At 75.0% G+C, this 26384-nt stretch carries 26 protein-coding genes; 7 read left to right on the plus strand and 19 right to left on the minus strand.

From position 1 onward, the window contains the following. Positions 1-10: 10 nt before the first annotated feature. From O2W14_RS06105 to O2W14_RS06120, 4 genes are all read right to left on the minus strand, one after another. Positions 11-1255, minus strand: a complete 1245-nt coding sequence (locus tag O2W14_RS06105) for a hypothetical protein (RefSeq protein ID WP_269175187.1) — start codon at positions 1253-1255, stop codon at positions 11-13. A gap of 138 nt (positions 1256-1393) precedes the next feature. Then, positions 1394-1747: a CDGSH iron-sulfur domain-containing protein gene (locus tag O2W14_RS06110; protein WP_269175188.1), complete on the minus strand. Its 354-nt coding sequence runs from the start codon at positions 1745-1747 to the stop codon at positions 1394-1396. A 46-nt stretch (positions 1748-1793) separates the two neighbouring features. Beyond that, positions 1794-4895, minus strand: a complete 3102-nt coding sequence (locus O2W14_RS06115; protein ID WP_269175189.1) for a bifunctional [glutamine synthetase] adenylyltransferase/[glutamine synthetase]-adenylyl-L-tyrosine phosphorylase — start codon at positions 4893-4895, stop codon at positions 1794-1796. A 2-nt stretch (positions 4896-4897) separates the two neighbouring features. Beyond that, entirely contained in the window at positions 4898-5629 is a 732-nt protein-coding gene (locus O2W14_RS06120) for a type 1 glutamine amidotransferase (protein WP_269175190.1), read from the minus strand. A 125-nt stretch (positions 5630-5754) separates the two neighbouring features. Between O2W14_RS06120 and O2W14_RS06125 the strand changes: the two genes are divergently transcribed. Further along, positions 5755-6204: a hypothetical protein gene (locus O2W14_RS06125; RefSeq protein WP_269175191.1), complete on the plus strand. Its 450-nt coding sequence runs from the start codon at positions 5755-5757 to the stop codon at positions 6202-6204. A gap of 73 nt (positions 6205-6277) precedes the next feature. Here the strand turns inward: O2W14_RS06125 and O2W14_RS06130 are convergent, their stop codons facing one another. Together O2W14_RS06130 and O2W14_RS06135 are read right to left on the minus strand one after the other, a co-directional pair. Further along, a complete protein-coding gene (locus O2W14_RS06130; RefSeq protein ID WP_269175192.1) occupies positions 6278-7618 on the minus strand; it encodes a glutamine synthetase family protein in 1341 nt (446 codons plus the stop codon). Positions 7619-7718: 100 nt separating this feature from the next. Beyond that, the gene (locus O2W14_RS06135) at positions 7719-8930 is read right to left on the minus strand and encodes a L,D-transpeptidase (RefSeq protein ID WP_269175193.1); all 1212 of its coding nucleotides are present in this window, start codon (positions 8928-8930) and stop codon (positions 7719-7721) included. A 147-nt stretch (positions 8931-9077) separates the two neighbouring features. Between O2W14_RS06135 and O2W14_RS06140 the strand changes: the two genes are divergently transcribed. Then, positions 9078-10910 carry an NAD+ synthase gene (locus O2W14_RS06140; protein WP_269175194.1) on the plus strand — a complete coding sequence of 611 codons (1833 nt, stop codon included), beginning with the start codon at positions 9078-9080 and terminating at the stop codon, positions 10908-10910. Then, positions 10907-11737 carry a 3-methyl-2-oxobutanoate hydroxymethyltransferase gene (panB, locus tag O2W14_RS06145; RefSeq protein ID WP_269175195.1) on the plus strand — a complete coding sequence of 277 codons (831 nt, stop codon included), beginning with the start codon at positions 10907-10909 and terminating at the stop codon, positions 11735-11737. Before O2W14_RS06140 ends, panB begins: the two co-directional genes overlap by 4 nt. 74 nt (positions 11738-11811) lie before the next feature. On the opposite strand, the gene npdG is transcribed toward panB, so the two are convergent. Next, the gene (gene npdG / locus O2W14_RS06150) at positions 11812-12507 is read right to left on the minus strand and encodes an NADPH-dependent F420 reductase (protein WP_269175196.1); all 696 of its coding nucleotides are present in this window, start codon (positions 12505-12507) and stop codon (positions 11812-11814) included. 87 nt (positions 12508-12594) lie between these two features. Beyond that, positions 12595-12777, minus strand: coding sequence for a hypothetical protein (locus O2W14_RS06155; RefSeq protein WP_269175197.1), 183 nt, complete (start codon positions 12775-12777; stop codon positions 12595-12597). A gap of 140 nt (positions 12778-12917) precedes the next feature. On the opposite strand from O2W14_RS06155, the gene O2W14_RS06160 reads away from it, so the two are divergent. Together O2W14_RS06160 and O2W14_RS06165 are read left to right on the plus strand one after the other, a co-directional pair. Then, entirely contained in the window at positions 12918-14090 is a 1173-nt protein-coding gene (locus O2W14_RS06160) for a GGDEF domain-containing protein (RefSeq protein ID WP_269175198.1), read from the plus strand. Positions 14091-14140: 50 nt separating this feature from the next. Further along, a complete protein-coding gene (locus O2W14_RS06165) occupies positions 14141-15478 on the plus strand; it encodes a M24 family metallopeptidase (protein WP_269175199.1) in 1338 nt (445 codons plus the stop codon). On the opposite strand, the gene O2W14_RS06170 is transcribed toward O2W14_RS06165, so the two are convergent. The 3 genes from O2W14_RS06170 to O2W14_RS06180 form a co-directional block, all read right to left on the minus strand. Further along, entirely contained in the window at positions 15462-16232 is a 771-nt protein-coding gene (locus O2W14_RS06170; RefSeq protein WP_269175200.1) for a potassium channel family protein, read from the minus strand. The two genes, O2W14_RS06165 and O2W14_RS06170, sit on opposite strands and share 17 nt — an antisense overlap. Before the next feature lie 18 nt (positions 16233-16250). After that, complete coding sequence (locus O2W14_RS06175; protein WP_269175201.1) at positions 16251-16682, minus strand: ChaB family protein; 432 nt, start codon at positions 16680-16682, stop codon at positions 16251-16253. 74 nt (positions 16683-16756) lie between these two features. Next, on the minus strand, positions 16757-17515 hold the full coding sequence (locus tag O2W14_RS06180; RefSeq protein WP_269175202.1) for a polysaccharide deacetylase family protein: 759 nt from the start codon (positions 17513-17515) through the stop codon (positions 16757-16759). Between the two features lie 255 nt (positions 17516-17770). Between O2W14_RS06180 and O2W14_RS06185 the strand changes: the two genes are divergently transcribed. Next, a complete protein-coding gene (locus tag O2W14_RS06185; RefSeq protein ID WP_269175203.1) occupies positions 17771-18790 on the plus strand; it encodes a LacI family DNA-binding transcriptional regulator in 1020 nt (339 codons plus the stop codon). A 9-nt stretch (positions 18791-18799) separates the two neighbouring features. On the opposite strand, the gene O2W14_RS06190 is transcribed toward O2W14_RS06185, so the two are convergent. The 3 genes from O2W14_RS06190 to O2W14_RS06200 all read right to left on the minus strand — a co-directional run bounded on the left by O2W14_RS06190 (position 18800) and on the right by O2W14_RS06200 (position 20628). Beyond that, positions 18800-19030: a hypothetical protein gene (locus O2W14_RS06190; RefSeq protein WP_269175204.1), complete on the minus strand. Its 231-nt coding sequence runs from the start codon at positions 19028-19030 to the stop codon at positions 18800-18802. 151 nt (positions 19031-19181) lie between these two features. Beyond that, positions 19182-19439, minus strand: coding sequence for a DUF2795 domain-containing protein (locus tag O2W14_RS06195; protein ID WP_269175205.1), 258 nt, complete (start codon positions 19437-19439; stop codon positions 19182-19184). A gap of 61 nt (positions 19440-19500) precedes the next feature. After that, complete coding sequence (locus tag O2W14_RS06200) at positions 19501-20628, minus strand: baeRF2 domain-containing protein (RefSeq protein ID WP_269175206.1); 1128 nt, start codon at positions 20626-20628, stop codon at positions 19501-19503. Between the two features lie 209 nt (positions 20629-20837). Here O2W14_RS06200 and O2W14_RS06205 point away from each other — a divergent pair, with 209 nt between their 5' ends. Further along, a complete protein-coding gene (locus O2W14_RS06205) occupies positions 20838-21173 on the plus strand; it encodes a hypothetical protein (RefSeq protein WP_269175207.1) in 336 nt (111 codons plus the stop codon). A 36-nt stretch (positions 21174-21209) separates the two neighbouring features. Here the strand turns inward: O2W14_RS06205 and O2W14_RS06210 are convergent, their stop codons facing one another. From O2W14_RS06210 to cpaB, 5 genes are read right to left on the minus strand one after another with little or no spacing between them, the layout of a single operon-like run. Further along, a complete protein-coding gene (locus O2W14_RS06210; protein ID WP_269175208.1) occupies positions 21210-22103 on the minus strand; it encodes a type II secretion system F family protein in 894 nt (297 codons plus the stop codon). Further along, complete coding sequence (locus O2W14_RS06215) at positions 22103-23041, minus strand: type II secretion system F family protein (RefSeq protein ID WP_269175209.1); 939 nt, start codon at positions 23039-23041, stop codon at positions 22103-22105. The genes O2W14_RS06210 and O2W14_RS06215 overlap by 1 nt, the downstream gene beginning before the upstream one ends. Then, entirely contained in the window at positions 23041-24450 is a 1410-nt protein-coding gene (locus O2W14_RS06220) for a CpaF family protein (RefSeq protein WP_269175210.1), read from the minus strand. Before O2W14_RS06220 ends, O2W14_RS06215 begins: the two co-directional genes overlap by 1 nt. After that, positions 24450-25640 (minus strand): AAA family ATPase, encoded by a 1191-nt coding sequence (locus O2W14_RS06225; RefSeq protein WP_269175211.1) that lies wholly within the window; start codon positions 25638-25640, stop codon positions 24450-24452. Before O2W14_RS06225 ends, O2W14_RS06220 begins: the two co-directional genes overlap by 1 nt. Continuing rightward, entirely contained in the window at positions 25637-26380 is a 744-nt protein-coding gene (cpaB, locus tag O2W14_RS06230) for a Flp pilus assembly protein CpaB (protein ID WP_269175212.1), read from the minus strand. The genes O2W14_RS06225 and cpaB overlap by 4 nt, the downstream gene beginning before the upstream one ends. Positions 26381-26384 lie beyond the last annotated feature (4 nt).

Genomic DNA, 26384 nt, shown 5'->3' on the forward strand with positions numbered 1-26384 from the left:
GGGCCGTCGTTCAGCGCAGGCCGAACACGGAGAGGGTGCCGTCGCCCTCGTTGCTGGTCAGGAACAACTTGCGGGACTCGACGGCCAGCAGGCCCTCCGGGGCGTCCCCGGTGGTGAGCACCTGCAGCAGCTGCGGGGCGGCGTCCCGGCCGTGCTCGTACACCAGGACGGCGTCGCCGCGCTCGGAGCCGATGAGGGTGTAGTCGGTGCCCTGCATGCGGGTCACCTCGGCGCCCTCGAACTCCGCGCCCTTGTCGTCGCTGCGGCCGTCGGGGTAGCGGCCGGCCGCGGCCAGCGCCTCCTCGGCGGAGCCGCCGCTGGCGAACAGCACGGTGCCGGTGGGGCTGAAGACCGTCCAGCCGCGGCCGCCGCTGGGCTCGGCGGCGAGGTCGCCCTCGTCGGCGGTGACCAGGTTGCCGTGGGCGGTCCACTGCACCGCGTCGGGCTCACGGGGGGCGACGAGCACGTCGTCGAAGGCGACCGTCCCGTCATCGGTCGTGTCGGCGTCGGTGCGGGTGACGGTGCCGGCGGAGAACGAGGAGACGACGCGGCCGCCGGCCAGGTCGACCAGGGCGACGGCGTTGTTCTCCTGCAGGGTCACTGCGGCCACGTCGGCGCGGTCGACGTCGACGAACTCCGGCTCGGGGTCGTTCGCGAACAGCGCGCCGGGCAGCCCGGTCAGCGACACCTGACGCACGGTCCACCGGTCGACCGTGCCGCGCAGGTCGACGACCGACAGGAACCCGGCGGGCAGCTGCGGCAGCCCACCCTCGACGCCTCCGACCTCGAGGTCCTCGTCGCGCTGGTTCTCGATGGCGATCGCGGCGAACCGGCCGCTGGGGCCGATGTCGATGCTGTCGGGCTGTCCGCCCAGGTCGATGTTGCGGACCACCGCGCGCGAGCGCAGGTCGACCACCGCGAGGTGGCCGGCCGGGCGGGTCAGGTCGGTGGTGTCGTCGACGACGACGAGGGCGTGCCGGCCGTCGCGGGTCACGGCCACCGAGGTGGGCGACCCGCCGACGTCGATGGTGCCGAGCTGCCGGGGCGCGGTGGGCACGCTGAGGTCGACCAGGCCGACGACGCCCAGCTCGGAGTCGGTGTAGAGCACCGTGCGGCCGTCGGGGGTGGCGGAGAGGATCTCGGCGACCTCGCCCTCGACGGCGAAGGTGGCCAGCGGGGCGAAGGTGCGCGGCTGCGGAGCGGCGGAGGCCGGCGTGGCGGCGACCACGAGGGCGAGGGCACTCAGCGCGAGCACACCGGAGACGGGACGGGACGGACGACGGAGCACGGGCACCTCACTGGACCGGGACGGGACCGGCACAGCCTCGACCGCCCCGGCCAGCCGGAGGTGTCGTCCGGGCGAACAGCGGGGGGCCCGGGCGTGACGAGCTGGTCAGTCGCCGGTGCCGGAGTACAGCTCGGCGGCCGGGCGCGGGCGGGACGGCGCGCTGCCGGCGGAGAAGCCGGACCGCTTGTGCGTGCCGTCGCAGAAGGGCTTGATGCCCGACTTCCCGCACCGGCACAGCGCGACGGTCCTGCGGCCGGGGTCGATCTCGTTGCCGTCGGTGTCGACCAGCCGGAAGTCCCCGCGCACGAGCAGCGGCCCGTCGCGGTAGGGGGTGATGGTCGCCGTCGGCTCGTCGGCGGGCGGCAGGTTCTGGACCTGCGCCTCGGAGACGGCGGGGACGTCGGTGGTCTCGACAGTGGGCTCGGCGACCGGCTGCTCGGCCAGGGACTCGGGGGGCACACCCCGATGGTGCCCCTCTTCCGTGGCGCGCAACCGACCGCCCCGGTCAGCCCTCCTCGGTGCGGCCGTAGAACACCCGCTCGACGACGGCGTGGGCCCGCCGGGTGACCCGCCGGTAGTCGTCGAGGAACTGCCCGGCGTCGGTGTCGGCGCCGTACCCGCAGGCCCGGGCGACACCGTTGAGCTCCAGCCCGGCCCGGGGCAGCTGGTCGCCGGGCCGGCCGCGGACCAGGAAGACCGCGTTGCGCGCCCGGCTGGCCAGCTCCCAGGCCGTCTGCAGCGCCTCGGCCTGCTCGGCCTCCAGCAGCCCGGCCTCGGTCAGCGCGTGCAGCGCGGTGACCGTGCCGGTGACCTGCAACGCCGGGTGCACTGCGGCGTGCTCGAGCTGCAGCAGCTGCACCGTCCACTCGACGTCGGCCAGCCCGCCGCGGCCGAGCTTGGTGTGCGTGGCCGGGTCGGCGCCGCGGGGCAGCCGCTCGCTCTCCACCCGGGCCTTCATCCGCCGGATCTCCCCGACCTGCTCGCTGGACAGCCCCGCACCCGGGTAGCGCAGCGGGTCGACCAGGGCCATGAACGCAGCACCCAGCGCCTCGTCGCCGGCGACCGGCTCGGCCCGCAGCAGCGCCTGCACCTCCCAGGTGGCGACCCAGCGCTGGTAGTACTGCGCGAAGGCCTCCAGGCTGCGCGACAGCGCCCCGGACCGGCCCTCCGGGCGGAGATCGGCGTCGACCTCGAAGGCGGGGTCGGGGGCGGGTTCGCCGAGCAGCCGGCGCAGCGCGTGGGCGACGGCGTTGGCCGTCGAGGCGGCCTTGCTCTCGTCGGCACCGGGACGCACCCGGTGCACGAACAGGACGTCGGCGTCGGAGCCGTAGCCCAGCTCGGCCCCGCCGAGGCGGCCCATGCCGATGACGGCGATGTCGACCGGGACGTCGGCGACGGCGAGCCCGGCGTCGGCGGCCCAGCTGCGCAGCGCGGCGTCCAGCCCGGCCCGCAGCGTGGCCACGGCGACCGCGTGCAGCGCCTGCCCGACCCGGAGCACGTCGAGGCGGCCCAGCAGGTCGGCGCAGGCGATCCGCAGCAGCTCCTGCCGGCGCAGCGAGCGCAGGACCTGCACCCCGCCGGCCGCGTCACCGGCCCGGGCCACCGCCTGCCGCCAGGCCGTCGTCAACGTGTCCGCGCTGCGCGGCTCGAGCTGCGCGTCGTCGGCGAGGACCCGCATCGCCTCGGGCGTGCGGGTGAGCAGCCCGGCGACGTACTGGCTGGAGCCCAGCAGCACCGCCAGCCGCTCGGCGGCCTGCCCCTCGTCGCGCAGCAGCCGGAGGAACCACTGGTCGTGGCCCAGCGCCTCGCTGACCCGCCGGTAGGCCAGCAGGCCGGCGTCGGGGTCGGCGCAGGAGGCGAAGGTCTGCAGCAGGACCGGCAGCAGGTAGCGCTGCATGGACGCCGACCGGCTCAGGCCCCCGGTCAACGCGGTCATGTGCCGCAGTGCGCCCTCGGGGTCGGCGAAGCCGAGCGCCCGCAGCCACTCCCCCGCGGCGCGCGGCCCCAGCGCCAGCTGCTCGCCGGGCACCCGGGCCACCGCCGACAGCAGCGGCCGGTAGAAGAGCTTCTCGTGCAGCCGGCGCACCACCCGGGTGTGCAGCGCGAGCTCCGCGCGCAGCACGGCCACCGAGTCACCGCGGTCGTCGGGCTTGTAGCCCAGCGAGCGGGCCAGCCAGCGCAGCTGGTCCCCGGCGACCGGCAGCAGGTGGGTGCGGCGCAGCCGGAGCAGCTGCAGCCGGTGCTCCACCGTGCGCAGGAAGCGGTAGGAGGCGACCAGGGTGGCCGCGTCGTCCCGGCTGATGTACCCCCCGGCGCCCAGCACCGTGAGCGCTGGCACCGTGCCGCCGACCCGCAGCGTGACGTCGGCCCGGCCGTGCACCAGCTGCAGCAGCTGCACGCTGAACTCCACGTCGCGCAGCCCGCCGCGGCCCAGCTTCAGCTCCCGGTCGGCCTGCCCGGCGGGGATGTTCTGCTCGACCCGGCGGCGCATCGCCTGGATCTCGCCGACGAACCCGGGCCGGTCACCGGCCTTCCAGACCAGCGGCCACAGCGCGTCGACGTACTCCCGGCCCAGTGCCGGGTCCCCGGCGACCGGGCGCATCTTCAGCAGCGCCTGGAACTCCCAGGTGCTGGCCCACGTGTCGTAGTAGGCCCGCATGCCGGCCACGGTGCGCACCAGCACGCCGGCCTTGCCCTCCGGGCGCAGCGCGGCGTCGACCTCCCAGGCGGCCTCCCGGCAGATCCGCATCAGCGCCGCCGCGACCCGGGTCGCCGAGGACAGCGCGGCGGCCTCGTCGGCTCCGGCGTCCACGGGCTCGGCGACGAAGACGACGTCGACGTCGCTGACGTAGTTGAGCTCCCGGCCACCGCACTTGCCCAGCCCGATGACCGCCAGCCGGCACGGGGCGCTGCCCGCCGGCTGGTCGGCGACGGCGACGGCGAGCCCCGCGGTGAGCACGGCGGCGGCGATGTCGGCCAGCTCTGCGGCGACCTCGTCGGCCGGCAGCGCGTCCCCGAGGTCGCGGCCGGCCAGCGACAGGATCGCGCGCCCGTAGGCGTGCTTGAGGTCGCGCACCCGAGAGCCGTCGGAGTCCGGCGCACCACTGCCCAGCCCGACGCCCCACGGCGGGTCGGCGGGGTCGGCGCCGACGGCGAACAGCAGCTGCTCCTGCAGCTCCTGCGGGCTCGGCCGGGACACCCGGTCCTCGGTGTCCAGGACGATCCAGTCGGCGGGGTGCGCGGCCAGGTGGTCGGCCAGCCCCGCGGAGGCCCCGAGCACCGACACCAGCCGCGACCGCACCGAGGCCGAGCCGCGCAGCCGGGCGAGCAGGGCCGCGGCCAGGCCGCCGTCGGGGTCGGCGGCGTCCAGCGCCTCGACCAGCCGGGCCAGCGACCGGAGGGCGAGGTCGGGGTCGCCCGCGCGGGCCAGCGCCGAGACGACCGCACCGGCCTCGGGGTCGGCGGGCTCGTTGCGGTCGAGGTCCCACAGGCCCAGCGAGGCGTCGGCCAGCAGCCGGGCCGCCTGGGCGCCGTCCTCGAAGCCGAACCGGACCAGCCGGACGACGGCCCGCCGGGGGACGTCGTCGGGCGTGGGGGCTGCGGACACCGTCAGGCCCGCGCGGCGGCGCGGTCCCGCACGAGCGCGGCGAACCGGCCCGCGAACGGGGCCCAGACCTCGGCGACGTCGGGGTGCACCGCGGCCGCACGGGCGCAGACGGTCTCGACGTCGGTGCCCGTGCTGGCCACGCCGACCGGGTCGCTGCCGGCCCACTGGCGGACCAGGTGGTCGTCGGTCTCGATGTGGAACTGCAGGCCGTAGACGTGCGCGCCGACCCGGTAGGCCTGGTGCGGGTACCGCGGGTTGCTGGCCAGCAGGGTCGCCCCGGCCGGCAGCCGGTCGATCTCGTCGTGGTGCCACTGCACGACGTCGGGCGACAGCGGCAACGGCGCGAACAGCGGGTCGGCGTCGGCGGCGTCCCGCTTGGCCACCAGGGTGGGGCCGACCTCGGGGCCGTCGACGCCGACCCGGGTGCTGCCGCCGCCGACCTGGGCCAGCAGCTGCGCGCCGAGGCAGATCGCCAGCGTCGGGACGTCGGCGGCGACCGCCTGGCCGAGCAGGTGCCGCACGCCGACCAGCTCCGGGGAGACCGTCTCGTCGTCCAGCGAGGACTGCGGGCCACCGAGCACCAGCAGGCCGTCGAAGCCGGTGAGGTCGGCCGGCAACGGCTCCCCGGTGGACAGCCGCCGCTCGTCGAGCTCGAGCCCGGCGTCGGTCAGCCACTCCCCCAGCCGGGTGGGCGGGTCGGTGTCGGACGGGACGACGACGAGCAGGCGGGCCACACCGGGAGCCTATCGGCGCCGGACCGCGGATCTCGGTCCCGTACCGGCGTGCGTGCGACACGGCCGACAGGGCCTTCCGCACGGTCCCGGTCCGGTACGTTCCCGCCAACTCGGAGGAGGAGCGCATGGACCCGGAGCGCAGCACATCGTCGACGATCGGCCGGTGGGTGGGCTGGGTGGTGGTGCTCGCGCTCGCCGTGGCGGTGGCCGTGGCCACGACGGCCGTCGTCGGTCAGGTGACCGAGCGCCCGCTCATGCGGGCCGCGGCCACGCCCTCGGCCGCCCCGCCGTCGGCGCCGCCGCCGGCCGAGCCCGTGCGGGCGGACTACGAGGAGCTGCCGACCCGCTCGCTCACCGGCCCGCTGCCCGACGTCGCCGGCCGGACCGTCGGTGAGGCGCAGCAGGCCCTGGAGCAGGTCGAGGCCGTCGTGCACCTGGTCGACTCCCGCGGCTGGTTCCGGCCGGTCCAGCCGGACTGGGTCGTGTGCGGTGGAGGTCAGGCCTTCCGCGGCGACGGGTCCCCGACCGCCGATGTGACCGTCTCCGCCGTGCCTGCCGGCGACCCCTGCGCCTGACCGTCCCGGCCCGGCCCCCTCGCCGGGATCCGCGGCGCGCGGAGCGCGTCGTGGGGGGCGAGGGGGTCCTCCGTCACAGGCCTGGCAGGTACCGCTTCAGCTCGAAGGGCGTGACGTTCTGCCGGTAGGAGTTGAACTCCTCCCACTTGTTGCGCAGGAAGAAGTCGAACACGTGCTCACCCAGGGTCTCGGCGACCAGCTCGCTGCCCTGCATGGCGGTGAGCGCCTCGCCCAGGGAGACCGGCAGGTCCTCGTAGCCGGCCGCGCGCCGCTCGGTGTCGGTGAGCGACCAGACGTCGTCCTCGGCCTCGGGCGGGAGCTCGTAGCCCTTCTCGATGCCGCGCAGTCCGGCGGCGAGCAGGACCGCGAAGGTCAGGTAGGGGTTGCACGCGGAGTCCGGCGAGCGGACCTCGACCCGGGCGGAGTTGCCCTTGTTCGGCTTGTAGGAGGGCAGCCGCACCAGCGCCGAGCGGTTGGCCCGGCCCCAGGTCGCGGCGGTCGGGGCCTCGGTGCCGGCCAGCAGCCGGCGGTAGGAGTTGACCGTCTGGTTGGTGATCGCGGTCATCTCCCGGGCGTGGGTCATCAGCCCGGCGATGAACTGCTTGCCCGTGGTCGACAGCTTCATCGGGTCGGCCGGGTCGTGGAAGGCGTTGCGGTCGCCCTCGAACAGCGAGACGTGCGTGTGCATCGCCGAGCCGGCCAGCTCGGTGAACGGCTTGGGCATGAAGGTGGCGTGCACGCCCTGGGTCAGCGCGACCTCACGGACGACGTGCCGCAGCGTCATGATGTTGTCGGCCATCGACAGCGCGTCGGCGTACCGCAGGTCGATCTCCTGCTGGCCGGGCGCGACCTCGTGGTGGCTGAACTCCACCGAGATGCCCATAGCCTCCAGCGCGAAGACCGCCTCGCGGCGGAAGTCGTGCGCGACGTCGTGCGTGGAGAGGTCGAAGTAGCCGCCGGTGTCGGCGGGCTCCGGCGGGCGCCCGTCGGTCGGCAGGTCCTTGAGCAGGAAGAACTCGATCTCGGGGTGCGTGTAGAAGGTGAAACCCATGTCCGCGGCCTTGGCCAGCGCGCGGCGCAGCACGTGCCGGGGGTCGGCCCAGGCTGGTGAGCCGTCGGGCAGCGTGATGTCGCAGAACATCCGCGCCGTCTCGCTGGCCTGGCCGCGCTGCGCGGGCATCACCTGGAACGTCGCCGGGTCGGGCTTGGCGAGCATGTCGGACTCGTAGACCCGGGCGAAGCCCTCGATCGCCGAGCCGTCGAAGCCGATGCCCTCCGCGAAGGCCGCCTCGATCTCGGCCGGTGCCACCGCGACGGCCTTGAGATAGCCCGAGACGTCGGTGAACCACAGCCGCACGAAGCGGATGTCGCGCTCCTCCAGGGTGCGCAGGACGAACTCCTGCTGGCGGTCCATGCTCGCCATCGTGGCCTCCGGGCGTGACGGGGGTGTTACGTGGCCCCCAGCCTGCCCGCTCCCGGCGCCCGGGGACAGCAGCGGCGGGCAGGTGTCGCACTCACCGCGCCAGGGCCGAGCCCGCCTGCCAGTCGGCCCAGCCGGCGTTCCAGTCGCCGAAGCCGTCCCAGACCTCCATGGCCGGGCCGGCGTTCGCGATCTCCACGACGTCGCCGCGGCCGAAGTTCTCGTAGAACCAGCCGGCGTCCGCCACCGAGACGTTGAGGCAGCCGTGGGAGACGTTGCGGCGTCCCTGGTCGCGGACCGACCACGGGGCGCCGTGCACGAAGATCCCGGAGTTCGACAGCCGCGAGGCGTACTCGACCGGCGTCTCGTACCCGCCGGGGGCGTCCAGCGGGACGCCGTAGCTGGCCGAGCGCATCGTGTACTCCCGCGACTGCTGCATCACCACGTAGGTGCCGGTGGGCGTGGGGCTGCTGCTCTTGCCCAGCGACGTGGGCATCTCCCGCACCAGCCGGTCGTCGACGTAGAGCCGCAGCACCAGCTCCGTGGCGTCCACGGTGGCGACCTTCTTCGCCCCGACGTCGAACTCCACGTGCTCGCTCTGCTGGCCGTGCACGCCGTCGCCGACGTGCACGCCGCGGACGTCGACGTCGACCACCACGTGGGTGTGCGCCGGCCAGTACTCCTGCGGCCGGTAGTGCACGGTGCGGTCCGACAGCCACGACCACGAGCCGGTGACCGGCGGGGTGCTGGTGACGCGCAGCTGCCGCTCGACCGCGGCCCGGTCGGTGACGTCCTCGTCGAAGGTCACCGAGACCGGCTGGCCCACCCCGACGGTGGCCGCGTCGGAGGGGAAGACCGTGGGCAGGGTCAGCGTGCGCGGGGTGACCGTGCGGATCTCCCCGGTGCGGCGCGTCGTCGTCCCCGCGCCGTCCCTGGCCTCGGCGACGACGGCGTACGTGGTGCCGTAGGCCAGGTCCTGGTCGGCCACCCAGGAGGTGCCGTCGGCGGCGATCGTGCCGAGCACGACGGTGCCGTCGGCGGCCCGGACGTCGACCGTGGCGAGCGTGCCGTTGCCGGCGCCGACGAACAGCGGGGTCACCGGGGCGACGTCCACCGACCCCAGCGGCGGGTCGGTGCTGATGACCACCGGGTCCGGCTGCGGGGCCGGCGGTGCCGCGGTCACTGCCGGGACGGCGACCGGTGCGGCAGCGGGCTCGTCGCCGTGTGCGGCCTGGCAGGCCGGCAGGCCGAGGACCAGCAGCGCGGACAGGACGGCGACGGAGCGGGTGGACCGGGAGCCGGTCATGGAGACCCCAGAGGCTGCAGGAGCAACGACACAACAGGAACGACATCGACCGTATCGGCGGTCGACGCGGGGAGTGTGACACCCCACAACCGCTCGGGGCAGTCCCCGCCTGGTCACCCCGACCCGACGGCGACCAGACTGTGACCTGTGACTGCACCGGTACAGCTGCGCGTCGCACTGGCCCAGGTCGACCCCCGCGTCGGTGACCTCGCCGGCAACGCGGACCTCGTCGTCGACTGGACCCGGCGCGCCGCCACCGACGACGCCCACCTCGTCGTCTTCCCCGAGATGACCCTCACCGGCTACCCCGCCGAGGACCTCGTGCTGCGGGAGTCCTTCGCCCGGGCCAGCGAGCAGACCCTGGTCGACCTGGCCGCGCGGCTGGCCGCCGACGGGCTCGGCGACACCGCCGTCGTCGTCGGCTACCTGGCGCACACCGAGGGCAGCGGCCCGGCCCCGGTCGACTCGACGCCGACCGACGCGGAGGACTCCCCCGGCGACGCCAACCCCCGGCGCGGCGCACCCCGCAACGCCGCGGCCCTGCTGCACGGCGGCCGCGTCGTCGTCCGCTACCACAAGCGGCACCTGCCGAACTACGGCGTCTTCGACGAGGCCCGCTACTTCGTCCCCGGCACCGAGCTGCCGGTCGTGCGGCTGCACGGGGTCGACGTCGCGCTGACCATCTGCGAGGACCTGTGGGTCGAGGGCGGCCCGTGCGGCGTGGCCGGCCAGGCCGGGGTCGACCTGGTCGTCTCCCCCAACGCCTCCCCCTACGAGCGGGCCAAGGACGACCTGCGGCTGCCGCTGGTGCAGCGCCGCGCCGCCGAGGCGCGCGCCCCGATCGTCTACTGCAACCAGGTCGGCGGACAGGACGAGCTGGTCTTCGACGGCGACTCCCTCGCCGTCGCCGCCGACGGCACGCTGCTGGCGCGCGCGCCTCAGTTCGTCGAGCACCTGCTCACCGTCGACCTCGCGCTGGACACCGCCGCGGTGACCGAGCGGCGCGAGGGCCGCATCGGGCCGATGACCGTCACCAGGCACGTGCTCAGCGAGGAGCCGGTCGCCGCCTTCGAGGCGCGCCCGGGCACCGTCGCCGACCCGCTCGTCGACGCCGAGGAGGTGTGGCGGGCCCTCGTCCTGGGGCTGCAGGACTTCATCGACAAGAACGGCATGCCCTCGGTGGTGCTCGGCATGTCCGGCGGCATCGACTCCGCGCTGGTGGCCGCCCTGGCCGTCGACGCCCTGGGTGCGGAACGGGTGCACGGGGTCGGGCTGCCCAGCGAGTACTCCAGCGAGGGGTCGCTGACCGACGCCGCGGACTCCGCGCAGCGCCTCGGCATGCACTACTCCGTCGTCCCGATCGCGCCGATGGTGGAGGCCTACCGCGCGTCGGTCGAGCTGTCGGGCGTGGCCGCGGAGAACCTGCAGGCCCGGGTGCGCGGCACCCTGCTGATGGGGCTGTCCAACCAGCACGGGCACCTGCTGCTGGCCACCAGCAACAAGAGCGAGGTGGCCGTGGGCTACTCGACGCTCTACGGCGACGCCGCCGGCGGGTTCGCCCCGATCAAGGACGTGCTCAAGACCCTGGTCTGGGAGCTCGCCCGCTGGCGCAACGCGTACGCCCGTGACCGCGGCGAGGTCGAGCCGATCCCGCAGAACTCGATCGACAAGCCGCCGTCGGCCGAGCTCGCGCCCGGCCAGCAGGACAGCGACTCGCTGCCCAGCTACGAGGAGCTCGACGCGGTCATCACCGACTACGTCGACCGCGACCTCGGCATGGCCCAACTGCTCGAACGCGGCCACGACCCGGCGATCGTGGCCCGCGTGCTGCGGATGATCGACCTCGCGGAGTTCAAGCGCCGTCAGTCCGCGCCGGGCACGAAGATCTCGCTCAAGGCCTTCGGCCGGGACCGCCGGCTGCCGATCACCAACCGTTGGCGGGAGAGCCTGCCCAGCGTGCGAGAGGGAGCCCAGGCGTGACCGAGTCCGTGCTGTACGGCGGGACGTCGACCTCCCGCGTGCGGGTCCACCACCTGCGGCAGGCCAAGGAGCGGGGCGAGCGCTGGGCGATGCTCACCGCCTACGACACCCACTCGGCGCAGGTGTTCGAGGAGGCCGGCATCCCGGTGCTGCTGGTGGGCGACTCCGCGGGCAACGTCGTCCTCGGCCAGACCTCCACCGTCGCGGTGACGGTCGAGGACATGCTGCTGATGACCCGGGCGGTCACCCGCTCCACGACGCGGGCGCTGGTCGTGGCCGACCTGCCCTTCGGCAGCTACGAGGCCTCACCCGAGCAGGCCTTCGGCACCGCGGTGCGGATGATGAAGGAGGGCGGGGCGCAGGCGGTCAAGCTCGAGGGCGGGGTGCGCGTGGCCCCGCAGATCCGGCTGCTCACCCAGGCCGGCATCGCGGTCATGGCCCACGTCGGCTTCACCCCGCAGAGCGAGAACGCCCTCGGCGGCTTCCGGGTGCAGGGCCGCGGCGCCGGTGCCGAGCAGCTGCTCGCCGACGCGCGGGCCGTGCAGGAGGCGGGTGCGTTCGCCGTCGTCATGGAGATGGTCCCGGCTGCGATCGCCGCGAAGGTCACCGCGGAGCTGATCATCCCGACCATCGGCATCGGTGCCGGGCCCGACTGCGACGCCCAGGTGCTGGTCTGGCCGGACATGGCCGGGATGACGTCGGGCCGGGTGCCGCGGTTCGTCAAGCGCTACGCCGACCTGCGCGGGGAGCTGCTGCGGGCCACCCAGGAGTTCGCCACCGAGGTCCGCGACGGCACCTTCCCCACCGCCGAGCACAGCTTCGACTGACGTCCTCCGGACGCCCGGCCCCGTTGCAGGGGCCCGCTGCGAGCGGGCGAGCAGTGGGGGGCAACGGGGTCCTTTCAGACGTCGGTGATGCGGACGCCGGCGTGGGCCTTGTAGCGGCGGTTGACCGACACCAGGTTGATGGTCAGGGCCTCGACCTGGCGGGCGTTGCGCAACCGGCCGGCGTAGACCCCGCGCATGCCCGGCAGCCGCCCGGCCAGCGCCTGCACCAGGTCGGTGGCCTCGCGCACGTCACCGACGACCATGACGTCGCCCTCGAGCGTGGGCCGGGACAGGTCCTCCAGGAGCACCGCCGACAGGTGGTGGAACGCGCCGACCACCGAGCTGTCGGGCAGCAGCACCGCGGCCTGCTGGCACACGCTGCCCTCGACGACGTCGAGGGCGTAGGCGCCCAGCTCGTCCCAGCCCATCGGCACGACGCAGTCGACGACGACCTTGCCGGCCAGCGGCGTGGCCAGCTCGGCGAGGGTGTCGGCGTGCCCGGCGTACGGGACGGCGACGACGACCAGGTCCGCCGCGCCCGCGACGTCGACGTTCGACCCGCCGCGGACCGACACCTCACCGGCACCGGCGACGGCCGCGGCGCGGGTCGCCACCTCGGTCGCGACCTCCTCGGCCCGCTCGGCGTCCCGGGACCCCAGCAACACCCGCTGCCCGGCCGCGGCCAGCCGCACCGCCAGACCGCGGCCCTGCGGCCCGGTGCCCCCGAGCACACCGACGACGAGGTCCTCCACCGCGCGTCCGTCCGTCACGACCCCTCCTGACCTGCGCGGGCGCCCCCGGCCGGGGGCGCCCCTGCGGTCGATCATGCCCCGCCCGACGGTGCCGGGCGCGGTGGGTCAGTCCTCGCGCCAGGCGCGGTCCGCGGCGTCCTCCTGCTCGTTCCGCTCGGCGACCTTGTCCAGGGCGTGCTCGGCCTCGGCGCGGGTCTCGTAGGGGCCGAGGCGGTGCCGCTCGGCGCAGCCGTCCCGGGTCTCGACGGTGTGGTGCTTGAGGCAGAAGTACCAGGGCCCGGTGGTCATCGTCGTCCTCTCTCGGGGTGCGCGGTCCTCCCCAGCCTCGCACCGCGGGGCCGGGGTCACCTCCGGTCCCGACCCCGCCCGCGCAGACGGCGCGCCCGCGGCGGTGTGCGGGACCGGGCCGCTGCGGCATGCTGCACGCCATGGCAGGGGCGCACACGCCCGGACGAGGGCACCGGCACGGGGCGTCGTCCGCCCCGGAGGCCGCCGCGCCGCCCGGCGGCCGGGGCACCGACCGGCGGCTGGTCGCCTGGTGCCTGGCGGCGCTGCTGTTCACCGGGTCGGCGCTGGGCTCGGTCAACCTGCTCATCGACGGCGCCCTGCGGGAGGGGGCCAGCCGCCCGGTCTACGTGGGCACCCTCGGCGTCGGCGTGCTGCTGGCCGCGGCCCTGGCGGTCCGGCAGCGGGTGGGCGAGCGGGCGACGGTGGCCCTGGTGCTGGTCGGCGACGTCTCCTACGTGCTGCTGGCCTGGGCGACCAGCGACCCGCTGCGCTACGCCCCGCCGCTGATGCTGCTGTCCACCTGCTTCGTCGCGGCCTGGTTCCTGGGCGCCCGGGCGCTGGCGGTGCACATGGTGGCGGTGCTCGTCGCCTGCGCGTTCGTGCTGTGCGACAGCTACCCCTCCCTGCCCGCGCTCGTGGTCCCGGTGGCGGGCAGCGCGGGCATCCTCGACGTCGTCACGTTCGGGGTCTTCGTGCTGCGCCGGCGGGTGGAGCGGCTGCTGGCCGCGACCCAGGAGCTGTCCTCGACCGACCCGCTGACCGGGCTGGCCAACCGCCGGTCGCTGGTCGACCAGTCCCCCCGCGTGTGGCGGCAGGCGCGTCGCGACGGCCAGCGGGTCGCCGCGCTGGTGCTCGACCTGGACCACTTCAAGCGGCTCAACGACGACTTCGGGCACGCCGTGGGCGACGAGGTGCTGCGCGGGGTGTCCGGCGCGCTGGCCGCCAGCGTGCGGCCCCCCGACGTGCTGGCCCGCACCGGCGGGGAGGAGCTCGTCGTCCTCGGGCTGGTCTCCGACCCCGACGAGGCGCGGCGGCTGGCCGAGCGGCTGCGCCGCGCGGTGGCCGGCAGCGGGGCCGGCCGGCCGTGGCAGGTCACCGCCTCCATCGGGGTGGCGCTGGCCCACCCGGCCGACGGGGAGGACCCCGTCGACGCGCTGTGGCGGCTGGTCGACCGCGCCGACGCGGCCATGTACGCCGCCAAGGACGGCGGGCGGGACCGGGTGCAGGTCGCCGGGGGCGACGTCCCGCCGTCGCCGCGGGCCGCCGAGGGCGGACGGCGCCGTCCCGACCCGGCCGCCGGGGGCGCCGTCTGACCTCGCCGGTCCGCCCGGCGCCCCGCCGCCCGTTCTGCTTTCCTGCCTGCATGACCGCGATCCCCGGCCACCCCGTCCCGGGGGTCGTCAGCCCCGACCCGACGCGCACGGTGCCGCTCCCGCTGCGCGAGCAGGCCGACGTGCGCGACCGCTGGCTCACCCAGCGGCTGCTGGACCTGCTGCCCGGGCTGATGGACCGCGCCGGCATCGACCTGTGGGTCGTGCTCGGCCGGGAGTACAACGAGGACCCGGTGCTGGCCACCCTGCTGCCGGCGACCTGGCTGTCGGCACGGCGGCGCACGGTCCTGCTGTTCCACCGCAGCGACGACGGGGTGACCGCGGCCGCCGTCTCCCGCTACCCGGTGGGGCAGTTCCAGCCGGCGTGGGAGGCCGGCGAGCAGCCCGGGCTGTCCGCCGAGGAGCAGCAGTGGGCCGCCGTCCGCCGGTTCGTCGACCAGGCCTGCCCGGCCCGGATCGGCGTCGACGTCTCGGTCGTCTCCGCCCACGCCGACGGGCTCTCCCACACCGAGCACGGGCTGCTGATGGCCGCCCTCGGCCCGCACGCCGACCGGGTCGTGTCGGCCGAGGCGCTGGTCGTCGGCTGGCTGGAGACCCGGCTGCCGGAGGAGGTCGCGGCGCTGCACGCGATGAACCGGCTCGCGCACGAGGTCATCGACGAGGCCTTCTCCCCCGCGGTGATCACCGTCGGGGAGACCACCGCGCTGGACGTCGCCTGGTGGATCCGGCAGCGCTTCGCCGACCTCGGCGTCGACCCGTGGTTCCAGCCGACCGTGGACCTGCAGCGCGCGGGCAGCCCGCTGGTCGACGCCCAGGGCACCGTGCTGCCCGGCGTGCCCTACGACGCCACCATCTGCCCCGGCGACCTGGTCCACTGCGACGTCGGCCTGTCCAGCCTGGGGCTGCGGACCGACACCCAGCGCAACGCCTACGTGCTCGCCCCCGATGAGACCGCTCCCCCGCCCGGGCTCGTCGCCGCGCACGCGGTCGGCAACCGGATGCAGGACCTCACCACCGCGGCCCTGCAGCCGGGCCGGACCGGCGACGAGGTGCTCGCCGCCGCCCGCGCCGCCGCTGCGGCAGCCGGCGTCGACGGCGACGTGTACTCCCACCCGGTCGGCGTGCACGGCCACGGCGCCGGCCCCGCGATCGGGATGTGGGACCAGCAGGACGGCGTCCCCGGTGCCGGCTCGATGGTGGTGCACCCTGACACCGTGTGGGCCCTGGAGCTGTGCGTGCGGGTGCCGGTGCCGGAGTGGGGCGGCCAGCTGGTGCGGATGGGCCTGGAGCAGGGCATCGCGCTCTCCGCCGACGGCGTGGCCTACCTCGACGGCCGGCAGACCGACCTGATCGTCATCCCCGCTCGCTGAGCCCGGCCCGGCCCTCCCCGGACAGCTCGGCGCGCAGCCGGCGGACCTCCTCGGTCAGGGCGCGCAGCTCGGCCCGCAGCGCCTCGTCGGCCGCGGCGTCGGCGGCGTCGTCCTCGGCCCGGGCTGCGTCGGCGACCCGGCCGACGAACCACGAGGCGACGGCCGCGGTGACGGTGCCGAGCAGGGCGATCCCGGCGACCATCAGCATCCCGGCGACCAGCCGACCCTCGGCGGTGACCGGGTACCGGTCGCCGTAGCCGACGGTGGTGATCGTGGTGAACGCCCACCACAGCGCGTCGCCGAAGCTGGTGATCGTCGCGTCGGGATGGCCCCGTTCGGCGTCGAGCTCGGCGAGGGAGGCCATGAAGACGACGAGCGACGCGGTGAGGGTGACGTAGGCCGCGACCCGGCCGTGCAGCGAGGTGGTGAGCCGCCGGTCGATCACCCGGGCCACCCGGATCAGGCTGAGGATGCGCAGCGGCCGCAGCAACGGGAGGACGACGGCGAGCCCGTCGATCCAGTTGCGGCGGACGAACTGCCAGCGGTGGTCGGCCAGCGCCAGCCGGAACACGTAGTCGGCGAGGAACACCGGCCAGGCGATGACCGTGACCACGGTCAGCGTGGTCCGCAGCCAGCCGGGCAGGTCGGGCCGCAGCACGCCCCAGGCGTAGGCGGCCACGAAGAGGACCGCCAGCCCGATCAGCGGCCACTGGCTGGCCTCCTCGTAGCGGCGGCGCAGGTCGTCCTTGGTCACGCGGTCAGTGTCGCGGGCCTACCGTTCGCGGGCTGCGGCGGTGGCCTCGTCGTTCGCCTCCTGCAGCGCGTCGGCCAGCTCGTCCTTGGTCATGGTCGACCGGCCGTCGATGCCGGCGTCCTTCGCCAGGTCGTACAGGTGGGCCTTGGAGGCGTTGGCGTCGACGCCGCCCTTGCTGTCGAGGTCGGTGCCGGCGCCACCCCGCGCCGACTGCTCGTCGCTGGGGCCCTTCGCGCCGTCGGGCTTGGGCTGCCAGTGGTCGCCGACCTTCTCGTGGGTGTGCTTGACCGCGCCCCAGGCGACGCGGGCAGCCCGCTGCTCGTCGCCGTAGGAGTCGAGCGCCGAGTCGTGCGCCTTGGCGAACGTGCGCTGGGCCTTGGGGTCGGAACGCTGCAGGGTGCTCGGCAGCTCCTCGGGCACCGCGTCCCCGTCCTTCGTCGTCTTCGGCACGACGGCTCCTCTCGGGTCGGCACCCGGGGTACCCCGCGGCCGCAGGGGTCACTCCCTGCGGCCGCGGGGCGAGCTCAGCCCCGCTTGGCCGGCTGGACGAAGCGCCAGCCCTCGGCCTTCAGCTCAGGGACCACCCGGGCGACGGCCTCGACGGTGCCGCTGCGGTCCATGGTCGGGCCGTCGTGCAGCAGGACCACGCCGCCGGGGTTCTGCCGGATCCGGGTCTCGAGCCGGTCGGTGAGGACGTCGGCGTCCTGGGTCTCCCAGTCCTCGATCGTGACCGCCCAGCCCAGCGGCTGCATCCCGAGCTCGGCAGCCACCTGCGGGGAGGCACCCCAGCTGCCGTAGGGCGCCCGGAAGTAGGGGATGTCCTCGTGCGGGACGATCGCGTGGATGGCCGCGCTGGTCTCCTCGAGGTCCGCCCGGATCGCCTCCGGTGACCAGTCGGCCAGGTCGTCGTGGTGCATCGTGTGGTTGCAGAGGGTGTGGCCCCCCGCGACGATCTGCCGGACCAGGTCGGGGTTCTGCACGACGTAGTCACCCCAGAGGCAGAAGACGGCCTTCACGTGGTTCTCCCGCAGCACCTCGAGCAGCCGCGGGGTGTCCAGGGGGTTCGGGCCGTCGTCGAAGGTCAGGGCCGCGACCTGCCCCTCCTGGTGGGTGGTCGTGACGACCTGGTCGTTCACCGGGCCGCCGCGTCCTCCGCCGTACTCGGGCTTCCCGCCGCTGCCGTTCCCGGCCTGGGCGGGACCGGCGGCGGCGAGGAGGACGGCGGTGAAGGCGATCGCCGCCGGGGTGATGCGGCGGCGGGTGCGGGCGCGGGCAGTGGTCATCGTCGACCTCCGGGAGAGGGACGCCCGCGTGCGGGCGCCGGTTGACCGGGGCCTCTGAGCGAGCACCCCGGGGACCTGTGTCGAGTCGGCCGGTTCCAGCCGACCCGGTCCCGAGAACTTCCGGAACGTGACTCGCAACATACGAAGCGAGCACAGCGGACGTCAAGCCGACACCCAGCAGGGTGAGCCGGGCGGCAGGACCGGCACCCCTCGACCGCCCCGGCCCGTAGGGTTGGGCCCGGACCAGGAGGAACAGTGACCGAGACCCGAACGCAGAACGTGACCATCGCGGCGATCGCCGCGGAGGCAGGCGTCTCGGTGCCGACGGTCTCGCGCGTCCTCAACGGGCGGTCCGACGTCGCCCCGCACACCCGCGAGCGGGTGGAGCAGCTGCTGCGCCACCACGGCTACCGCCGCCGGGGCGGGCGGCCCACCACCTCGGCCCGGCTGATCGACCTGGTGTTCAACGACCTGGACAGCCCCTGGGCCGTGGAGATCATCCGCGGCGTCGAGGGCGCCGCGCACGCCGAGGGCGTCGGCACGGTGGTCACCGCCATCCACCGCCGCGCCAGCGACACCCGCTCGTGGCTGGACAACCTGGCCGGCCGGGCCAGTGACGGCGCCATCCTGGTCAGCAGCCAGCTGGACCCCGCCCTGGGCGCGGAGCTGCAGCGGCTGCACGTGCCCGCGGTGATGATCGACCCGGCCGGGGTGCCGGCCCTCGACGTCCCCACGATCGGCGCCACGAACTGGTCCGGCGGCCTCAGCGCGACCGAGCACCTCATCGGCCTGGGCCACCGCCGGATCGGCGTCGTCGCCGGGACGCCGACCCTGCTGTGCAGTCGGCCCCGGCTCGACGGGCACCGCGCGGCGCTGGAGTCCGCGGGCCTGACGCTGGACCCCGAGCTGGTGGTCGTCGGCGACTTCAGCCACGAGTCCGGCTTCCAGGCCGCCACCACGATGCTGGCGCTGGAGGACCGCCCCACGGCGATCGTGGCGGCCAACGACCAGATGGCCTTCGGTGTCTACGAGGCCGCGCGGCGAGCCGGGCTGCGCGTGCCCGAGGAGCTCAGCGTGGTGGGCTTCGACGACCTGCCCGGTGCCGAGTGGTCGTCCCCGCCGCTGACCACGGTGCACCAGCCGCTGTCGGAGATGGGGGCGCTGGGCGCCCGCACGGTGCTGCGGCTGGTGCGCGGCGAGGCGCTCGACGTGCCGCGCCTGGAGCTGGCCACCCGGCTCGTCGTCCGGGAGAGCACGGCCCCGCCCTCGCGCTGAGCCGCTGGCTCAGGGCAGGTCGGCGGTCTCCGCGGACTGCCGGTGACCACCGTTGGCGTCGTCGGCGTCGGGGTGGATCGTGCGCTCCTCGGACTCGGCGAGGATCAGCTCGGCCTGCTTCTCCGGGTCGACGCTGCCGCCGGTGGACCGCTCCTCCGGGTAGAGCTCGGCCCGGGTGTCGACGTTGTGCTGGGTGACGTTTGCGTGCGCCTCGGGCGACGGTTCCTTCATGTCGGGCATGCCGCCTCCCTACCCACCTCCCCCGCCACGACACCGGCCGCGCGGCAGCGCCCCTCGATGGGGCGCTGCCGCGGGCACGTGAGGTGCTGGAGCGGCCCCCTCGCAGGGCCCCGCCGCGAGCTTGCTCGTGGCGGGAGGCGAGGGGGTCCTTTCAGAAGCGGTGCGACTCGGTGTGGATGCCGAGGGCCTCGGCGACCTCCTGCACGTTGGTGAACTGCGCGTGAGCCGGCAGCCGGTTCAGGTCGGCCAGCACGCGGTCGGAGGCGTGGGACTCCTGCGCCTTGGCCACCAGCGCGTCCTTGTCGGCCGGCCACACCTCCTTGCCCAGCGCCTCGGCGATGGCGGCCCGGTGCTCGACGTCGGCCGGGGTGGTGCCGGGAGAGGTGGCGGCCTGGTGGGGGTCGGTCATGGTGGTGCTCCGTTCTCATCGTCCGGCCGCGGTGCGGCCGAGAGGTCTGTGGGTCGGGGGGTCAGCTGGGGGTGGAGTCGTCCGTGTAGCGCAGGACGGCGGCCACCGGGATGTCACCGGGCATGGCCGACCGCGGGACGACGACGACGGCGGCGCTGCTGCCGATCGCGGCCCGCAGCATCCCGAGGTCGGCGGGCACCTGGTGGGCGTCGGTGACCCCGAGTGCCGCGACGTCCTCGGCGGAGACGCCGAGCTCCAGCGCGCCGGGTCCGGCGTGGAGCTGCTCGTCGTCGGGCCGGTCGGCCAGCACCAGGGTCTCGACCTGGGCCTTGCGGAGCGCCTCGACGACCAGTGCGGTGCCGGTGACGGCCAGGCCGTGTGCGGAGGCGGCCTCGATCTGCTCGAGCACGCGGGTGGTCTCCGCGGCCTCGTTCTCCGCGATCAGTTCGGTGGCCCGGGCGGTGATGACGTCCCGATCGGCGCCGGCGGCGCGGCCACCCTCGTTGATGCTCACCAGGACCTGGGAAGCCTCCTGGCCGACCTTGTCGGCGATCAGCTGGCGGGCACGGACGTCCCCGGCGAGCAGGACGAAGCGCGAGTGGTCACGGGCGACCGCGTCGTTCACCGCTGCGGCCACCTGCCCGGCGTTCTCCTCCCACTGGTTCTCCGCAGTGTGCAGGTAGGTGTTGTGCGCCCAGCCGCCGACCTGGACCTTGCGCATGTGGAAGGTGTCGCCGTCGATCTTCTCGGTCTCCACCTGCTGGCCCGTGCCACTGGCCACCTGCACGTCGGCACCGACCCGGTCGGCGATGACGATCACGTGCGGGACGCGGCCGGCGAGCTGACGCAGCACCGGTAGCAACGCCGGGTCGGGCGACCAGGTGGCGACCGGGTCGCGTGGGGAGTCGGCGAGGGCCTCGTCGAGGACCACCGAGCCGTCGGCGGCCACGATGAGCGCGCGACCCCGCAGGGTGGCGATCCGGCCACCGTCGTTGGCCTCCAGCAGGTGGCTCCGCACGGCGTCGACCACCGGCTCGGGCGCGCCCTGGGCGGTGAGCTCCTCGCTGACGGCCCGGACCTTCAGCTCGAGCTCGGTGTCGGCGGTCTCGGTGTTGTGGGTGACGTCCACGCAGACCGTGGCGTAGGGGCCAGGCGCGGTGAAGACGGCGTCCAGGAAGGTCACGTCCATGGGACGGGGAGCTCCTCGGGTCGTGCGACGGGGGCCGTGGCTGAGCCCCGCTCGTGCTCGGATCGGCCTACCCACCGCCCCCGTCCTCACACCCGGTGTGTCAACACCCCGGGGCCGGGTAGCCGAAGGGGCCCTGTCTCCCGCCACTGGCACGCCTCCGGCGGGGCCGGGCAGGGCCGACACGTCCGCCGCGACCGGAAGGAGCTGGGATGCCCGAGCACGAGACGCTCCCGCTGCCCGACTACGACCACCTGCCCGTCGGGAGCCTCACCTCCCGCATCCGCACCCTGGACACCGACGGGCTGCAGACCCTGCTGACCTACGAGCAGGCGCACGCCAACCGGGTGCAGGTCATCTCGGCGATGAACCACCGCCTGGCCGACCTGCGGGCCGGTTCCCAGCCCTCGGGGGGCGACCCGGCCGCCGCCCAGCCCGAGCACGCACCAGCACCCGCCGGCGGCTCGCAGGTGTCCGAGGCGACGACCGGGCCGAAGATCAACCCGCCGTCCCAGGGCGACCCGACCAACCCCGCGCAGCCCCGCTGAGCAGCTGACCGGGCCGGCCGCCGCACGGCGGCCGGCTCAGTCGCTGAAGGCCGCCACGATCCCCAGCACGGCCGGGCCGAGCAGGACGATGAACAGGGTCGGCAGGATGCACAGGATCAGCGGGAAGATCACCTTCACCGGGATCTGCATCGCCTTCTCCTCCGCGCGCTGACGGCGCTTGAGCCGCATCTCCTGCGCCTGGGTGCGCAGCACGTCGGCGATGGAGACCCCGTAGGCGTCGGCCTGGACGACGGCGCGGATGAAGCGGGCCAGGTCGGGGGCGCCGGTCCGCCCGGCCAGCGCCAGGTAGGCGTCCCGGCGGGGCTGGCCGACGGCGATGTCCTGCAGGGTGCGCAGCAGCTCCTCGGCCAGCGGGCCCGTGCCGTTCTTCGCCGCACGGGCCATCGCCGACTCGAAGCCCAGGCCGGCCTCGACGGCGATCGTCATCTGGTCGAGCGTGTCGGCCAGTTCGGCGTTGATCGCCTGCCGGCGCTCCTGGCCGCGGCTGTACAGCAGCAGCTCGGGGACGACGTGGGCGACCGCGGTGACCACGGCGACCGTCAGCCAGATCAGCAGGGTCGGGCGGGCTGCGGCCACCAGCACGCCCAGCCCCGCGGCGATCGCGGGCAGCACCAGCTTGGCGGCCACCAGCCGCGGCAGCGGCCACGCCGCCGGGCGGCCGGCGGTGCCGGCCAGCCGGTCGAGCCGGGCGACCGTCCCGGCCGGGGTGAGCGCCCGGACGACGGCGCGCCCGATGGCCGACCCCGACGGCGGCGCGACGACCACCCCGAGGTCCAGGTCCCGGGTCAGGTTCTGGCGCGTCCGGAGAACCGCCCCCGACGGGCGGGCCAGCAGCGCCCAGCCCAGGACCGGGACGGCGGAGGCGACCGCCACGGCGGCGGCCAGCACGAGCGGCGGGGTGGTGGTCATCAGAAGGTGATCGCCACGGTCTTGCGCAGCCACAGGCCGCCGATGGTCATCATCACCGCGGCGACGGCCAGCATCGCCCAGCCGACCAGGCTCTCGGAGAACCCGGCCAGGTAGTCGGGGTTGGTCAGCGAGATGAAGCCGATGACCCCGAACGGCAGTGCCATGAGCACGACCGCCGACAGCTTGCCCTCGGCCGACAGCGCCTGCACCTGCCGGCGGATGGCGTTGCGCTCCCGGATGGTGTGCCCGACCGTGTCGAGCACCTCGGCGAGGTTCCCGCCCACCTCCCGGTGGATGGCGATGGCCTGGGCGACCCAGGTGAAGTCGTCGCTGGCCATCCGCGCGGCCACCTCCTCCAGCGCGTCGGCGAGGTCGCGCCCGACCCGGGTCTCGTTGACGATCCGGGTGAACTCCTCGGCCGTCGGCGAGGCCGCCTCGTGCGCCACCGAGTCCAGCGCCCGCAGCAGGCTGTGCCCGGCGCGGAGGCTGCTGGCCATCAGCTGCAACGAGTCGTCGAGCTGGTCGGCGAAGGCCGCCTGCCGGCGGCTGCACCGGACCCGGAGCAGCACCTTCGCGCCGAGCGGGCCGGCGAGGGCGAGCAGCACGGCCGGCAGCAGGCCCCCGAGCAGCGCGCCGAGCGTGCCCAGCCCCAGCGTGGTCAGCCCGGTGACCAGCACGAAGTCCGACAGCGAGGTCGTCATCCCGGCTCGTTCGAGCGCCGCCGTGCCGGCGGCGACCTTCCCGCGCCGGGTCAGCAGCCGGTCGACCGCAGCGCCGGCGGCCGCACCGGCGCCGGCCAGCGCGGACGCCGGCGGGGCGACCGAGGGGTCGAGCCGGCTCAGCGGCACGCGCCGGGGACCGGCCGGGAGCACGGCGAGGGCGACCAGCAGCAGCGCGGCCGTTCCCGACGCCAGGCCGAGGACCAGCAGCGGCGGCATCAGGACCAGCCCCGCGCCCGCGGGTCGTCGACGGCGCCGAAGACCCGCGGCGACAGCGTGATCCCCAGCTCGGTGAACCGGTCGGTGAACCGCGGGCGGACCCCGGTCGGGACCGGCCGGCCCAGGAACCGGCCGGAGGCGTCGACGCCGGCGGCGAAGTCGAAGAGGAAGGCGTCCTGCAGGGTGACCGTCTCCCCCTCCATGCCCTGCACCTCGGTGACGGCGGTGACCCGGCGGGTCCCGTCACGCAACCGGCTCAGCTGGACGATGACGTCGACGGCCGAGGCGATCTGCTCGCGGATGGCCCGCAGCGGCAGGTCCATGCCGGCCATCAGGACGAGGGTCTCCAACCGGGCGATGGCGTCCCGCGGGGAGTTGGCGTGCACCGTCGACAGCGACCCGTCGTGCCCGGTGTTCATCGCCTGGAGCATGTCCAGGCTCTCCCCACCTCGGCACTCCCCCACCACGATGCGGTCCGGCCGCATGCGCAGCGAGTTGCGCACCAGGTCGCGGATGGTCACCGCGCCCTTGCCCTCGATGTTCGGGGGCCGGGACTCCAGCCGGACGACGTGGTCCTGCTGGAGCTGCAGCTCCACGGCGTCCTCGATCGTGACGATCCGCTCGCCGTCGGGGATGAAGGAGGAGAGCACGTTGAGCAGCGTGGTCTTCCCGGTGCCCGTGCCGCCGGAGACGATGACGTTGAGCCGGGCCTCGACGCAGGCGTGCAGCAGCTCGGCCATCTCCGGCGACAGCGTCCCGAAGCCGATCAGGTCCTCGACGCCGAACGGGTCCTTGGCGAACTTGCGGATGGTCAGGGTGGAGCCGCTGAAGGCCAGCGGCGGGATGATCGCGTTCACCCGGGACCCGTCGGCCAGCCGGGCGTCCACCAGCGGGGAGGACTCGTCGATGCGGCGGCCGACCCGGGAGACGATCCGGTCGATGACCCGGCGCAGGTGCTCCTCGGAGGTGAACCGGGAGCTGGTGCGGGTCAGCTTGCCGTTCTGCTCGACGTAGATCGAGTCCGGCCCGTTGGCCATGATCTCGGTGACCGTCGGGTCGTCCAGCAGCCGCTGCAGCGGTCCGAACCCGAGCACGTCGTCGGCCAGCTCGGCGGTCAGCCGCTGCCGCTCCTCGCTGCTCAGCGGCACCTTCTCGGCCTCGACCACCTCGTCGAGCTCGCCCAGCACGATCGCCCGCAGCGCCTCCTCGCTCAGGCTGGGGTCGTTCATCCGGCTGCCCATGCGCTCGAAGAGCGCCTTCCCGACCCGGTCCTTCAACCGGGTCAGGGCGTCGTTGGGCGCAGGCGCGACGGGTCCGGCAGGCAGCACCGGCGCCGCCGGTGCTGTGACGCCCACGGGGGCGAGCGGGGGCAGACCCCGGGCGACCTCGAGCCGGTGTGCGAGGTTCATCAGGACGCCGCCCGGTGCTTGGCCCGGTGCCCGGTGGGGCTGACCAGCGGGGTGGCCGCGAAGCGGGACACCAGGCGGCGCAGCTCCTTGGTCATCGGGTCCCGGCGTCCGCTCTCCAGCAGCGGCACACCCTGGTTGGTCGAGGCGGGCACGGCCGACGAGCGCGGCAGGACGACGTCCACGCCGGTGCCGATCGTGGTCTCGACGTCCCGGACGGACAGCCCGCCCTTCGGGTCGGCGAAGTTCATGACCACGTGCCGTCCGGCCGGGATCATGCACAGCTCGCGCAGGACGTCGAGCTCCTTGCGCAGCCCGCGGACGCCGGGCACGTCCATGCTGCTGAGCATCACGACGTCGCTGGACCGGTCCAGGGCGGCCAGTGTCTGCTCGGACAGCCCCGGCGCGGTGTCGACGACGACGTAGCGGAACTCGCGCGCGAGCAGCGCCAGCAGGCGGCTGACGTCGGCGGCGGTGACGGTGTCCCCGGCGGCCGGTGACTCTGAGCCGCAGACGGCGTACAGCCCGCTGGGGTGCTGGGTCAGGAAGGTCTTGAGCACCATGGTGTCCTGCGCCGCCGGCCCCGCGACGGCGTCGGGCAGGCTGTACTCGGGCACGAGACCGAGTGCGGAGGCCACGTCGCCGAACTGCACGTCCAGGTCCACGAGCACCGTGGACTGGGGTGCCGAGGAGGTCAGCCCGATGGCCAGGTTGGTGGCGATGGTGGTCTTGCCCACCCCGCCCTTGGGCGAGGCGACGGTGATGACCCGGCCGGTGTAGCGCGCGGAGTCCTCGACCGGGCGCAGGACCCGGCGGCGACCGGCCGCGGCCAGCGCCGCGCGTTCGATCGAGGCACGGATCTCGGCGGCGTCCGAGGCCGGGTCGAGCAGGTCGCGGATGCCGGCGCGCATGGCCGCCTGCAGCAGCGCCGGGTCGGGCCGGGCGAGGAGCAGGACGCTGATGCCGGGGCACTGCACGTCCAGCCGCGTGGCCAGTCCCAGCACCTGCTCGGCGGCGGCGTCGGGTCCGATGACCAGCACCTCCGGCAGCTCGCCGTCCACCAGCTGCTCGAACAGCCGGGCCGGGTCGCCGGGGAGCCGGCCGGCGGGGAGCACCTGCAGGTCCCCGTCGACGGCCGCGCCCACCCGCTGGGCGAGCTCCGCGCCTGCGGCGGCCAGCACGACTCGGCTCATGACAGGTCCTCTCGGTACACGTTGCCCGGGGTGATGACCTCGGTGCCCTCCAGGTCGGCGTCCGCCGGCTCCAGTGCGAGCCAGAGGGTGCCGTGCTCGGCGCCGAAGACGACCTGCTCGGCCTCCCGCACGGGCAGGGCCAGGGTGACCAGCAGGCTGGCGCTGGGCGCCGGGCTGCCGGCGGAGGCGGTCTCGGTGCCGGCCTCGGCCCCGCTGACGGCCGGCGCCGGCGCTCCCTGGACCTGGGTGACCAGCACCCGGTCCAGGGTGGCGTGCGTCGTCGGCGTCGCGAAGGAGATGAGGACGCCCACCTCGTCCCCGGCCACGAGCCGCCCGCCGACCGCCCGTTGGGGCTCCAGCAGGACGCTGACCTCAGCGAGCCCCTCGGGGACGGCGACCGTCCCGGGCGTCTGCAGGCTCTCCGGTGCGGCGAAGCGGCCGGCCAGGAGCTGCTCCCCGGGCTGGAGGTCGGTGACGGCCACCTGGCCGGTCAGGTCCGCCAGGTCGGTGACCCGGCCGGGCACGGCGGCCACCGCCGGCAGCTCCTCGGTGCGGACCAGCGCGGCCAGCTCCGCGACCGGGGTGCCGGCGGCGACGGGCTCGGCGACCACGAGCACCTGCACGGTCGCCATGCCGGCCATGGCCCGCTGGTCGGCCCCGCGGGCGTAGGTCACCAGGACCACGCTGCCCAGCACGGCCAGGACGAGCGCCGCCGCGGCGGCGAGGAGACGACGTCTCACGGTC

This window comes from Modestobacter sp. VKM Ac-2986, from assembly GCF_026967795.1.
Lineage (GTDB): Bacteria > Actinomycetota > Actinomycetes > Mycobacteriales > Geodermatophilaceae > Modestobacter.